This window comes from Streptomyces sp. NPDC001156 (assembly GCF_053598275.1).
In genome coordinates, this window is record NZ_JBSFJX010000230.1 from 1 (window position 1) to 11793 (window position 11793).

The 11793-nt window shown below is 66.1% G+C and carries 11 protein-coding genes and 1 pseudogene; 7 read left to right on the forward strand and 5 right to left on the reverse strand.

Annotation, left to right across the window (positions count from 1 at the left end; all coding sequences use genetic code 11):
* The 4 genes from ACWDA7_RS44575 to ACWDA7_RS44590 all read left to right on the forward strand — a co-directional run.
* On the forward strand, nucleotides 1–336 hold a 336-nt coding region (locus ACWDA7_RS44575), incomplete at its 5' end, for an SHOCT domain-containing protein (RefSeq protein WP_450612835.1).
* Nucleotides 333–950 (forward strand): sulfocyanin-like copper-binding protein, encoded by a 618-nt coding sequence (locus ACWDA7_RS44580; protein ID WP_450612837.1) that lies wholly within the window; start codon nucleotides 333–335, stop codon nucleotides 948–950. The genes ACWDA7_RS44575 and ACWDA7_RS44580, both read left to right, overlap by 4 nt.
* A gap of 85 nt (nucleotides 951–1035) precedes the next feature.
* Entirely contained in the window at nucleotides 1036–1386 is a 351-nt protein-coding gene (locus ACWDA7_RS44585) for a hypothetical protein (RefSeq protein WP_450612839.1), read from the forward strand.
* Nucleotides 1387–2216: 830 nt separating this feature from the next.
* Nucleotides 2217–2687 (forward strand): hypothetical protein, encoded by a 471-nt coding sequence (locus tag ACWDA7_RS44590; protein WP_450612841.1) that lies wholly within the window; start codon nucleotides 2217–2219, stop codon nucleotides 2685–2687.
* A 242-nt stretch (nucleotides 2688–2929) separates the two neighbouring features.
* Here the strand turns inward: ACWDA7_RS44590 and ACWDA7_RS44595 are convergent, their stop codons facing one another.
* The 3 genes from ACWDA7_RS44595 to ACWDA7_RS44605 form a co-directional block, all read right to left on the reverse strand.
* On the reverse strand, nucleotides 2930–3625 hold the full coding sequence (locus ACWDA7_RS44595; protein ID WP_450612843.1) for a hemerythrin domain-containing protein: 696 nt from the start codon (nucleotides 3623–3625) through the stop codon (nucleotides 2930–2932).
* Between the two features lie 258 nt (nucleotides 3626–3883).
* Nucleotides 3884–4909, reverse strand: a complete 1026-nt coding sequence (locus tag ACWDA7_RS44600) for a SpoIIE family protein phosphatase (RefSeq protein WP_450612845.1) — start codon at nucleotides 4907–4909, stop codon at nucleotides 3884–3886.
* Nucleotides 4910–5277: 368 nt separating this feature from the next.
* Complete coding sequence (locus ACWDA7_RS44605) at nucleotides 5278–6216, reverse strand: PP2C family protein-serine/threonine phosphatase (protein ID WP_450612847.1); 939 nt, start codon at nucleotides 6214–6216, stop codon at nucleotides 5278–5280.
* 1020 nt (nucleotides 6217–7236) lie between these two features.
* On the opposite strand from ACWDA7_RS44605, the gene ACWDA7_RS44610 reads away from it, so the two are divergent.
* Nucleotides 7237–7632, forward strand: a complete 396-nt coding sequence (locus tag ACWDA7_RS44610; RefSeq protein ID WP_450612849.1) for a response regulator — start codon at nucleotides 7237–7239, stop codon at nucleotides 7630–7632.
* Here ACWDA7_RS44610 and ACWDA7_RS44615 read toward each other — a convergent pair.
* Nucleotides 7610–8263, reverse strand: coding sequence for a response regulator (locus ACWDA7_RS44615; RefSeq protein ID WP_450612854.1), 654 nt, complete (start codon nucleotides 8261–8263; stop codon nucleotides 7610–7612). The two genes, ACWDA7_RS44610 and ACWDA7_RS44615, sit on opposite strands and share 23 nt — an antisense overlap.
* A 203-nt stretch (nucleotides 8264–8466) precedes the next feature.
* On the opposite strand from ACWDA7_RS44615, the pseudogene ACWDA7_RS44620 reads away from it, so the two are divergent.
* Nucleotides 8467–9405 (forward strand): annotated as a pseudogene (locus ACWDA7_RS44620) (HAMP domain-containing protein); the annotation flags it as partial.
* Nucleotides 9406–9571: 166 nt separating this feature from the next.
* The gene (locus ACWDA7_RS44625; RefSeq protein ID WP_450612851.1) at nucleotides 9572–9841 is read left to right on the forward strand and encodes a sensor histidine kinase; all 270 of its coding nucleotides are present in this window, start codon (nucleotides 9572–9574) and stop codon (nucleotides 9839–9841) included.
* A 284-nt stretch (nucleotides 9842–10125) separates the two neighbouring features.
* On the opposite strand, the gene ACWDA7_RS44630 is transcribed toward ACWDA7_RS44625, so the two are convergent.
* Nucleotides 10126–10524 (reverse strand): STAS domain-containing protein, encoded by a 399-nt coding sequence (locus tag ACWDA7_RS44630; protein ID WP_450612852.1) that lies wholly within the window; start codon nucleotides 10522–10524, stop codon nucleotides 10126–10128.
* Between the last annotated feature and the right edge of the window lie 1269 nt (nucleotides 10525–11793).

The window sequence follows — 11793 nt, forward strand, 5'->3', positions numbered from 1 at the left end:
TGTTCCGTTGGCCCACGCTGGAATTCACACGGCCACCAGCCGAGGGAAGTGATCGGCATGATGTGGTACGACGGCGGATGGGGCTGGGGCGGCTGGTTCGCCATGGCGGTGTTCATGGTGCTGTTCTGGGCCCTGATCATCGCCGGAGTCATCGCGCTTGTGCGCTACCTCACCGGCACTCAGCACCATCAGCAGTCGGGCTCGCGACCGCTCTCCAGCGAACCGCGATGGGGGAGCCGGCGAGCTGAGGACCTGCTTGCCGAACGGTTCGCCCGCGGGGAAATCGACGACGACGAGTACAGACGCCGTCTCACCCTGCTTCGGGAGCACCGGTGAGTGCGGACCACCACCGGGGGATGTGGCTGTTTATCGCCGCGGCAGCCGCCGCGTTGGTGCTGGGCGTCTCCACGACGGCCCTCCTGGCCGCCACGGGCGCCTTCCGCACCACGGCACCCGCGTCCTGGCGGCACGGCACGCAGGGCACACGGTGTACTACACCCACGCTGGCGGGCCGCGTGGTGGATGTGACCATGGACGACATGGGCCGCATGATGGGCGGTCCACACGGGCCCACCCCCGTGGGGGGCCGTCCCGGCCGGCACGGTATGGGCATGATGCGCCTGGTAGCCCACCCGGCAACGGTTCCGGCCGGAAAGGTGACACTGCGGGTGGTCAACGCGGGATCACTCACGCATGAGGTGCTGGTGCTGCCGCTGCCAGCGGGCCGGGCGACAGGAGAACGCGTCGTTGTCGCCAACGGGCGAGTCTCCGAGACAGGCAGCCTCGGTGAAGCCTCGCGCAGCTGCGGCGCGGGCACCGGGGACGGCATCATCCCCCGCGCGACAGGCTGGACCACGGTGACGCTGCGCCCCGGACGCTACGAGCTGCTGTGCAACTACCCCGGCCACTACGCCGCCGGCATGTACACCGAGCTCGACGTGGCTCGATAACTACGGCTGAGCCCTGGACGGGGAGGTTGGCCAACCCGGTCGACGCAGCGGCTTTTGGAGCGCAGCTGCTTTGGATCGAGTGATCATGGCCCATTACGCTGGCCCGCGGATCGGGCAGGTCGGGGAGAAGAGCGCCTATCCGGAGGCGAGGGCGGCCGCGCTGGTCGAGTGCGGCACCCACGCGGGTTTCGCAGCCGAAGCCGGACCGCCGGCCGGCCATGAAACCGAGCTGGCCCAGCGCCTGTTCACGGAGCTGAGGCCGGACATGCTGGTCCTGGCCGACCGGGGCTTTCACGGCTTCGACTTGTGGCGGGCCACCACGGCGACAGGCGCCGATCTGCTGTGGCGGGTCAAGATTGATGCCGTGCTGCCGGTGCGGGCCCGCGTCATCCCACGCAGCCAGGTCCGTAGTCGTCCAATGACGGGACGTGGATAGTCTGGTCCGCGGTAGCGTTCCGGGTCCGTCGGCCTATTACGCCTCGGGCCAGAACTGGGCGGCGTAACGCTCCACTCCGTCCACGGCCCCTTAATCGGCCAATTCGGCAAGCGCTTCTCGTCCCGTGCACACCACACGCACCGACCAGGCCCCCGGACCGTCCGACAGTTGAATCTCGTCCAGCATCGGGCCAGCGGTCATCGACCTCGCCTCAAGCTTTCCTGACGAGCAGAAGATGCGCGTCGTGGCAGTTCCATCCCATTTCCGGAAGGAACGGCAGGCTCGGCGTCCCACACCTCGACGGCTAGAGCAGCGGTGTGAGTGTACCCTGCACTTGTGAAGTCCAGGCGCCCAGGGTGCGAGGCAGGAAAGACTCCGTGCTGGAAGCCGTCGGGAAACTGCACGAGCATTTGCCGCTCGTCCCAATCTTGCAGCGCAAAGCCGCCGTGATCGACTTCCACCGGATACTCCTGCCGGCTAACAAGCTCAGCCAATCCCTGTCCTCATACGGTGCGCCAGGACATCGCACCCAGCATGGCCGATCGCGGCGCTGGCCCCACCGGAGAAGCTGATCTCGGGCCCAGCATTGTACCGTCCATGGCGTTGCGCTATGACGCGTATGGGCTGGCCCGGGGCCGTCCCCCTGGCGGACGCCGGGAGCGCCACCCTTGTGGCGCCCGGTCGAAGGCCGGAAGGTCGGAAAGTGGCGCGGTCGACCTGCCACCCTCGCGGCAAAGGGTCTGGTGCATCATGGCCGACCACCGCACCTATGGCGCCAGCACCCACACCGCCAGCGAGTTTGTCCGGCTCGAAGGACAGGAGAAGGCCGCATGAATCACCATGACGCCACGCAGGAGGAGCCGCCCGAGCACCTCCGATTCTGGGCCTACCTGAGCAAGCTGGAGCAGGTGACGGAGGCCGATGAGGTCGACTTGGTCAGCGAGGTTCTCACCGATCCGGACCAGACGATGGCCCAGTCCGCCGTCCTGAGGCACCTGGACCGCCGAGCTACCGACCTCCACTTCGGCTCCGCCTACGACCCCTGGGTCGAGAAGATGACCCAGGCCACGACGCGTTATCCGTTCCTGACCCAGCGCCTGCGCGAATGGTGCCTCTTCCGAGCCATCACGCTGGGGCAGCTGTGGCGTCCGGACGCCTTGCTCGAGTCATCCAACTGGCTCCAGCTCAAAACGGCCGAAGCGACCAGTACCGCCGCCCTCGAAATCCTCGCCGACCGGGGTCGCACCAAGCGGATCCGCAACACCGCCCGGATGAGCTTGTTCCGGCAGAATCGACGCTGATCTGCAGTCGACTCACCCACAAGTCCTGACTATTGCTCGCGTGAGTTCGTCCGCCCCCTCTGGGTGGCCACCGCTGACAGCCCGCGGTGCACCGCTTCCGGCGTACCGTGCGCTTGAGTAGCCCGCAGCTGGGCGAGCCGATCCTCCAGCGTGGGGCTGAGAGGTTTTGTCGCGCGGCCTTCGCCGGCGACAGGAGCAACGCGTGCCGACCGCGGCACTTGAAGGCTGCCGCCACGTCGCCTTCAGCCAAGGGTTCCCAGACGCGCCGGCCTGGTCGTGCCGTGCACCCGCCGTGCGTGGGCGGCGTAGCGGCGGCGCCCGATGACCGGTACCAGCAGGCGGACAGGCAGCGGCGCGTGGGCAAGTACCGCCTTGATGACCGCCGGGTCCCCCTCATACATGGCCATGCCGAAAGCCAGCGGCAGTTCCTTTTTGGGGATCGCCGCCATGCCGTGTTCGCCGAGCTCTCTCCACTCTGCGGCAGTGACATGCCTCTCAGCCATTGGCAGTATCCGCTTCTCTTCGGTTGCCATGTATTCCAGGAGCACGGTCAGGAGCATCTCGAAGGCGCCGGCGAGTTCCTCGCCGCCCCGCCCGCTGGACTTCCACTCGGGGAGGAGCTCGATCGCCTGGGCATGGGCCTGGTCGATGGCGTGGTGCTGCTCCTCCATGATGGGCACGATGAACACGGCCTCCTCGCCTCCCCGTTGGAGGAGCTTGGGCCACAGGAAGAGGTCCTCACCTTCATGATGTGTGTGCAGAATCCGGCACACGAGCTCTGCATGCGCTCCTATGACTTCGGCGCGTACGGCGTCGCCTGGAGCGACGTCCCGGATCAGCTGCGGAAGCAACCGAAACTCACGGCGCAATGCAGCATGGGCCATGTACATGTCCCGGACATCAGCCATGGGTACGTCGACGGTCGAAGTCACAGCCATTCCTCGAATTCATAGGGCAACCTCACCGGCACGCCAAGAGCCACCTCCTGGGATGAGGTGGTTGTCGCACCACCGACCGGGTCGCTGTGCGACGGTTTGGGCGAGCGACCGCTTTCCGGTCTTTCTCGGGGAGGAGGTCTGCTCATGCCGGTGCATCACCATGAGGCTGATTCCGGGTTCTTCAGAGCGCAGGACCAACTGCCCGTCGTCGCGGACCATTCCATCAGGGCGTCCTGTGGGGCAGTGAGAACGATCCTGCTATCTGGCTGCACGATACTGCCGACTTTGTCGGCCTTCCCGCTTCCCGCGAGATGGTCGCGCTCGGTCCCGCTCGCCTGGTGCGGCGTCGCTCGGTGCATCGGCCTGGATTCCCGTGCGCGGGGCTGTCTTGGTCGGTGTCCGCGCAGCCGCCGGAGCCCCCCGAAATCGGCGGAGGTGTGTCGGTTGTGCCGTCGTCGGCACCTGGTGGAACGTGGGCGTGCCGCACCGGATGGACCACAGGATGACGACGGTCGGCGCGGGATACCCGGCGCTGGTGAGGGTGCAGCGGGCGGAGACGGGGTCGTAGACCGCGTACAGGCAGCTCGCTGTGACCTTGGATGCGTCAGCGCCGCGCCGGCTCACGTGGGCGGGCCGTAGCCGGGTCAGAACATGTTCCAGGTGGGTGAGCACTTCCTCCGGTTGGAGGTCGATGTCAGCCAGCGTGCGTACTGCGGCGCGAAGTTCGGCCGCGATGGCGGGCGCGGCGTTCCCGCCTTGGGTGACGGAGCCCGCTACCAGCGCAACGCGGGCGGCCGGCAAGGGTATGACATCGAGCCAGTGGGCTTTGGGCCTGGCTGTGTCGTCGGCCGCTGTGCAGCGGGCGGCAAGTTCCACCGCCGCAGGCTGCGGGAGTAGATCCGGTGGCATATACGTCACCAAGGGCGGAGGCGTGTCGCGGGAGGCAATGTCGGACGTCTGCTTCACATCCGAGCTGAATTGCGCGCTGTCGATGTGTTCGGGCCCCTGTGCAGGGGGGCGGGCACGGCGTTGCAGACGCAGGCGGGCCTGGCAGATGACGAGGCTCAGGCCGAAGGACAACGCAGCCGAGGCGATCACGACCGAGCGGCCTCCTTCCGACACCCCGCGGATCGCGAAGCCGTAGACGGCCACGCTGGCCACCAGCGTCGCAACCCCGATGGTGAGGGTGCGTCGTAGAGGAAGCAGGGCAGCGGATATGAGGGGCGCCAGTACCGAGTAATCGGACCAGCGGACCAAACCACCTGCAGATGCGCTCAGTTGCACCGTGCAGATCGCTCCCAGGTAGACGGCGAGCAGTGAGCTCGGCTGCCAGGGTAGGCGTCGTACAGTGCTCATCCTGGTCACTGTCCCTTTGCGGTTGGCGTGTTGTGCAGGCACGGTGTGTTTGCCGTGTGCGTGAGCACGTTCCACCGCGCTGGGGAGCCGTCGAGTCTTTGGGGACGGCAGCGGAATCGGCTTCGTCGGCGTGTAGGCCATTCATGCCGGCGGCAAGCGGGACCGGCATGCAGGCGCATCAGGTCGGGCTGTTGTGTCCCACGGGTCTTCGAAACGGGCAGGGTAGAGGCTGCAGTGTGGGTCGAGGCTGCCGGGCGATAGTGGTTGTCGCAGCCATCGGTGACCTCTGGTGTAGGTCATGCGGTTGCCTTTGAGGCGTGGGATGAGCGGGCAGGGCGGTGGACGGCCACCATGGCGAGGTCGTCGTTCAGGTGCCCACCTGCATACCTCTTGAGGTCTTGGCCGATCTGCCGCAGGAGGTCGTGTGGGCACCGCCAGGCCCACGTGGCGGCGCGTTCAAGGACGGGATAGAAGCTCCCGGTGGCGTTGCGGGCCTCAATGAGTCCGTCGGTGTAGAGCAGCAACGTGTCGCCGGGAACAAATGCGAAGGTGTCGAGGCGAAAAGCGTCCGCTGTGCTTCCGGCCAGGCCAAGTGGTGAAGCGGGCCGGCTGACGCACAGGAAGGTCATGTGGTCGCGTCTCTTCAGCAGAGGCGGCGGATGCCCGCAGTTGACGATACTGACCGTCTCTTCTGCGTCGGGAAGTTCGACCAGCACAGCGGTGATGAAGCGCTCGGCGCTGTCGGGATCCCTCTCGGCCACCTCGGCCAGGTGCCTGCGGACGCTGCGTTCCAGGGCGGCAGCCAACTGCGGGAGTGTTTCATGCTCGTGGACAGCTTCGCGGAAAGCACCGAGGAGTGCGGAGGCGTCCTCAATGGCGGGCAAACCCTTGCCGCGGACGTCGCCTATGAGGATGCGGTTGCTGCAGTCGGTGCGGGCGGCGGCATACAGGTCGCCGCCCACCAGAGCGTGCTTGGTGGCCGCCCGGTACATCGACGCGATACGCAAAGAGCCCAGTGTGCGGGGGATGGGCCGCAGCAGGACCCGCTGGGCCGCCTCGGACACAACTCGCACCTGCGTGAGTTCCTTCAGATCGCGATCGTGCAGAGCGCGGGCCGCGATGGCAGAACCGGAGACGGCCAGCAGGGCGCCGATGTGTATGGGCATCAGAGGCGAATGCATCAGACCGTCATGCCAGTCGATGAGGACCACTGCCGCACTGGCGGCCAGGGCCATGGCGACCGTGAATCGAGTTCGTGCGACTGCCGCGGTGCAGGTGGGGGCCGCCACAAGGAGTGGCGAGAGGTGAATGGCCATGGGGGCGAAGGATGCCGCAAGGGTGATCGCGGCGATCAGTACGACGGGAAGCGCCACCTGCGTTCGGGTGCCGTCGGGCGGTGGTCGACCGCCATTTGTGAGGCCAGGTCGGAAGCGGCTTTTCCGTCGCTGTGTCAGACGGACCTTGCGGCCGTCGGGAGCCGGCATTGAGACGCTGGTGGCAAGGAATTTCATGGGTGGTCCTGCGAGAGGGTGAAGCGGGAGCGCGCTCTTTGCTCCTGAGGGTCAGCGCGCTGTGGCGGAAGTCATCCCGCCTGTCAGGATCCGCAGAGCGTGTGATGGATCACGGATCCGTCGCCCTTACCGTTTCCTTGACGCTTTCTTGCCGTATTGCGAAAGATGGTTTCCGCTATGCAGAGTCCAATGTGCGACGCGCCGAGGACCTGGTCAAGGCCTAACACGTTAAGAAATCCGAATGTCAGGCCCTGACAATGGCTGACACATTGAGGTGGATCCCCACTGTTGCCGCCTCTGGGGGCGGAATTTCAGCCTCGATCCCTTGGTGTGCAGAGTTTGCTGTGGATCGTGTCGGATGAGCTGTGGGACCGCTTGGAGTCGCTGCTGCCGCAGCGTCGGCGGGTCTGTATCCGGGTCGCACGCTGCTGCCGGACCGGGACGGCTGCACACGGGGATTTAGTGAGAGTACATGGTCAAAGGAACTGGACTCGACTCGAGAATCCAGAGCTCTGGCCCCGAGTCACCTTCCTCGCGGCCCCGGGCTCGAGACTTCCGGCCAGATCAGTCGCCTGCACCTCCGCCATCAAAACCGCCGAAGCGTGCCACCAAAGGCGGCCCGGCCCACTTCGGGCATCGGACCACCCAGCAGCCTGGCAGGAGGGAGAGGCGACACGTGAAATACAGCTAGCAGGAATGCCGACGGGGACGTCCGCCTGAAACGCTGGACACATGCTGCGCTGCATGATCGTCGATGACAGTCCTCGCTTCCTCGAGGCTGCCCGCTGTCTGCTTGAGAGTCAGGGCATTGCAGTGGTGGCAGTGGCATCCGACAGCGCGCAGGCGTTGCGGCAGGCTGAGCACCTTCGGCCAGAGGTGGCACTGGTGGAAATCGATCTAGGTGTCGACAGCGGCCTGGACCTGACCGGCCGGCTGCAGCGCGAGAGCGGCCCGTCCTCTGTGCGGGTTATTTTGATCTCCAACCACGCCGAGGACGAATATGTCGATTTGATCGAGGAGAGCGCCGTGGCGGGCTTCCTGGCGAAAACTGGTTTGTCGGGCGACGCCATTCGTGCTCTGCTCACTGAGGAAGACGAGGATCACCAGGACGGCTCGGTCATCGGGCCTCCAGAAAGGTGATGACCGCCCGGACACGACGGTGATCGTCGTCGGTCTCCGGCAGGTTCAGTTTCGCCAGGATACTGCGCACATGCTTCTCCACCGTTCCTTCGGAGACCCACAGCCGACGAGCGATGCCGGCATTGGAACGGCCCTCGGCCATGAGCTCCAGCACCTCGCGTTCCCGCGCACTGAGCACGGCCAGCGGATCCTCCCTGCGACGGGCGGACACCAACTCCCGCACCAGTGCGGGATCAACCACCGATCCGCCCCTGGCGATCCGCTGCAGCGCCTCCAAGAAGTCCTGCACGTCATTTACGCGGCTCTTAAGCAGGTAACCAATACTGTGGCCACTGTCCAGGAGTTCCAACGCGCGCTCCACCTCGGCATACGCCGATAGGACCAAAATGCCCATGTCAGGGAATTCCTGCCGGATGGTGCGAGCTGCGTCCAGCCCTTCGGTGGCCTGTCCGGGCGGCATCCGGATATCGAGGACGACCAGATCCGGCGTCGCTCCACGGACCATGTCGAGTAGCTGGACGGCGTCGGCGGCCTGCCCCAGCACCGCGCAGCCCGCACGCTGCAGCAGGCTTGCCAGTCCTTCGCGAAGCAGGACATCGTCCTCGGCGAGGACGATCCGCAGATCCGCCATGTCCGGTCCGCTGTCGCTCGGCCCGGCCCCGGTGCCGGACGTCGAGCTTCCTGGCGTCATGCCTACCATTGTCCCTGAGCCTCGTCGGGCGAGCACCCCGTAAGAGGCCCGCACAAACCTGTCGCATCGACAGGGAGGAACCAGTGCGCCCGCTCACCTCCCCTCCCCAGAGAACCGGCGCGAACAGCGGACTGGCGCGCCGCATGATCGTTGTCAGCAGCCTCCTCGTGCTCCTCATCGGCTCGGCCTTCGCCGTCCTGTTTCGCTCGGTTGTCGCGCTGCGCGCCACCCAGCAGCACGCCCAGCAGTCCGAAGAACTGCTTATGGCGGTCAACCAGGTACAGCGCCAGTTCTTCAACCTTGAGACATGCCTGCGGGGTTATGCACTGACCGGGCAGCAGCAGTACAACGTGCGCTGGCAGGCTGCCCAGGCCGCCTTCCCCAAGGAGGCCGGCGCGCTGACACGCCTGGCCGGAAGCAGCCCTGAACAGCGGGCCACGGCGGAGCGGATCCAGCAAACGGGCCTCGCATACATCAAGGAACACTCCACGCATTCGGTGAGCGCCACGAAGTACACCACCGCAATGAGACGCGACGCGGCCACAATCGAACAGGACAACTGGCGCGTGGAGCCAATCCGAGACGAGTTTCACCGCCTCGTGGCCACCGAGCAGACTCTGGCAACGACCCGCGAGGAACGCGCCGCGGCCGCCGCCGACCGGGCGGTCGCCGCAACCGTCGCAGGCCTGACCGGATCGGTAGTGCTCATCACCGGATTCGCGGGCTACACCATTCGAGCAATCGTGCATCCCGTGCGCCAAGCAGCCGCCATGGCCGACCGACTCGCCAACGGGGACCTCACCGCACGTACGCCGGAAACAGGGGTCGGCGAGATCGGGGGGCTGGAGCGCAGCTTCAACCGCATGGCCGACTCACTGCAGGAAAGCCACGCCGAACTGTCCACCTCACGGTCCAGGATCCTCGCCGCCGCCGACCAGGCCCGGCGACGCATCGAACGTGACCTGCATGACGGCGCCCAGCAACAACTGGTGTCGCTCGTGCTGGAACTGAAGGAAGCCCAGAGCGCAACACCTGCGGGCCAACCTGAGCTGAAGGCCAAGATGGTCCGGGCTGCCGACACACTGGTAGGGGTACTGGACAATCTGCGTGAGCTCTCCCACGGTATTCATCCGGCGGTCCTTTCCGAGGGCGGCCTGCCCCCCCGCGCTCAAGGCTCTGGCTCGTCGCTCACCGGTTGCGGTCGACCTCGACGTGGACGCCCCCCAGCGGCTACCCGAGCCGATCGAGGTGGCGGCCTACTACCTCGTCTCGGAGGCGCTCGCCAACACCGCCAAGCATGCCCACGCGTCCTACGTCCAGGTCTGTGCGCGGGCCGGCGACGACGCCCTGTACCTGTCCGTTCACGATGACGGCGTTGGCGGCGCCGCATTAGGGCGTGACTCGGGCCTGGTCGGCCTCGCCGACCGCATCAGAGCCCTGGGCGGGGCCCTTACCCTCAGCAGCCCCGATAGGCAAGGAACCACCTTGCAAGCCTGTCTATCCCTGACGGAGTCATGACCGACGAAATCGCCTTCCGTTCCCATGCTTTGAGGCCGACGAAGGCGTGTCCTCCCGGCGCCGGCCGCCGAGCTTGGCCACGCTAGGACTGTTTCCGGACAGGGCGGTCAGCGCCTTCACACGGATCCGTCCTGGCCATCTGTGTCGGCGTGATGCCGAGACGCTCGACGGCGTGCTGCAGCGCATCGATGGTCTCCAGCACACCGCGGGCGTCGCCCGGCACGAGCCCGCCCTCGCCGCACCATGCCTACGGCTTCGGCTCCTGTCAGAAGCAGCTCCGTCAACTACCGCTCCGCCGGAAGACGACAACGGTGGTCGCAGTGGAACGCTACAGGCGGGTATGCGGGGGGATGCTGAGCCGGGACGGTACCGTTGGCTGACGACGCCCTGTCAGGAATCAAATGGTGGAAGCGCAGCACTTTGAGAACCATGGGGTGCTCCGCCAGCAGGGTCAGCGAGCCCCCGGCCTCGCGGATTCGGCGCGCGGCAGTTGCCACAGGACGTGCTCCCGCACAATCAAGGAAGGTGACTTGCCTCAGGTCTATGACGACTTCGGGTTGAGTGCCGCTGCTGGCGGCGGTAAAGATGGCGTCAGTGTGGACGACGGTAGCGATGTCCAATTCACCGGCAGCAGTCACCACGGTGTGCCGAGGTCCAACAAAGACGGTGCAGGTGGCTGGCATTTTCGATTCCTTTCTCTGCGAGACTGGTATCTATGGGCTCTGAGCTTCGATGCGCTCAGGGAGGAAGACAGAAATAGTCACAGCCATGGCAGTCATATCGACGTCTCAGGGCAGCACGCCGACGGGTTGCAAAGCGGAGCTGAAGACCGGGCAGATGACCGAAGTTGCCCAGGACCGCCATGACGGCGGGCGGTCACCATGAGTCGGGCGCCGCCCGGTTTTCGTTGGGGCATCAGGCCGTTGTGGAGACGTGGTTGCCCACACGCAGGCGAGCGAAGCGGGCCAGCACTTCTCTGTCAGCTGGGTCCCATGACGAAGGCACTGACGCCATCCTTGATCAAAGGACTCCTCACCACCTCACTGGTTGCTTGTCACCTCAGCACGGAGCCCGCATGGGCATGCCGGTGGTAGTCCTCAGCAGCCCGTACACATGCGTCACGACGAGCAGGGCACTGTACGGGCGCCAAATCAACGAGTGCGTCCACGCTATAAACAGAACTGCGGCACGGTCATCCCGGTTAGCCCCCATCCTCTCCCCCTGCCAGTGTTACCGGCCCATGGGTTACTGACTTCGGCTCGTCAGGGTGAAGTGTGCTGAACTCCCTGATCGGCACGAGGTGTTGACGGCAAATCGTGGTGTACGAGGTGCGCGGACGGGGGGCGGTCGACACCAGAGGCACCGCTGGCGCCGGGAGGCGGTGCCGATGCAGGTTGCGGAGATGTTCGCCCAGGACTTCCGGTGGGGGTCGCGCGGCGCCCCGTGGGCGGCGAACCGGTTCTCGATCTAGACGGGCATCTGCGGGCTCGCTTCCTTGATCTCCTCCGAGAGGAGCACGTCCCGCACTGCCGCCTGGGGGCTTGTCCGATGGGGTCGCTCGGAGGTGGCCATCACGACTGAGCCGCGCATGCGGACTCACCCCCAGCACCTCAAGAAGGTTCAATGCCGGAGTGGTGGATTGGGCACAGATGCGTGACTGCTGGTTCGAGGTTGATCGTGTTCCGGAGCTCTTGGAGTGGGTCGAGCGCGGTGACGTCGCAGATGCGTGGAAGGAGCTGGGATGGCGGCTCGTCCTTGAACATGACCTGGTGTCCCCAGCCAGTTTCGCTGCGCTGCCGCGCCTGGTGTGCCTTGCGCCTCGCAGTGCGGAGGCGAGGGCCCTGGCGGGGGAGATTCTCGGCTCTCCCGGCATCGGTGTGGGTCAGCCGGTGCGAGTGGGGGGTCGCTCCCACGGCAGGACGAGGGTGATGGGGCCGCAGGTGAGCATGACC

What these genes read in the sequence shown, in the direction of transcription:
- ACWDA7_RS44630 (WP_450612852.1), bottom strand. Translation starts at nt 10,524, where the DNA reads ATGCCAGCCACCTGCACCGTCTTTGTTGGACCTCGGCACACCGTGGTG.
- ACWDA7_RS44615 (WP_450612854.1), bottom strand. Translation starts at nt 8,263, where the DNA reads ATGGCGGATCTGCGGATCGTCCTCGCCGAGGACGATGTCCTGCTTCGC.
- ACWDA7_RS44610 (WP_450612849.1), top strand. Translation starts at nt 7,237, where the DNA reads ATGATCGTCGATGACAGTCCTCGCTTCCTCGAGGCTGCCCGCTGTCTG.
- ACWDA7_RS44605 (WP_450612847.1), bottom strand. Translation starts at nt 6,216, where the DNA reads ATGGCCCTGGCCGCCAGTGCGGCAGTGGTCCTCATCGACTGGCATGAC.
- ACWDA7_RS44595 (WP_450612843.1), bottom strand. Translation starts at nt 3,625, where the DNA reads ATGGCTGTGACTTCGACCGTCGACGTACCCATGGCTGATGTCCGGGAC.
- ACWDA7_RS44590 (WP_450612841.1), top strand. Translation starts at nt 2,217, where the DNA reads ATGAATCACCATGACGCCACGCAGGAGGAGCCGCCCGAGCACCTCCGA.
- ACWDA7_RS44585 (WP_450612839.1), top strand. Translation starts at nt 1,036, where the DNA reads ATGGCCCATTACGCTGGCCCGCGGATCGGGCAGGTCGGGGAGAAGAGC.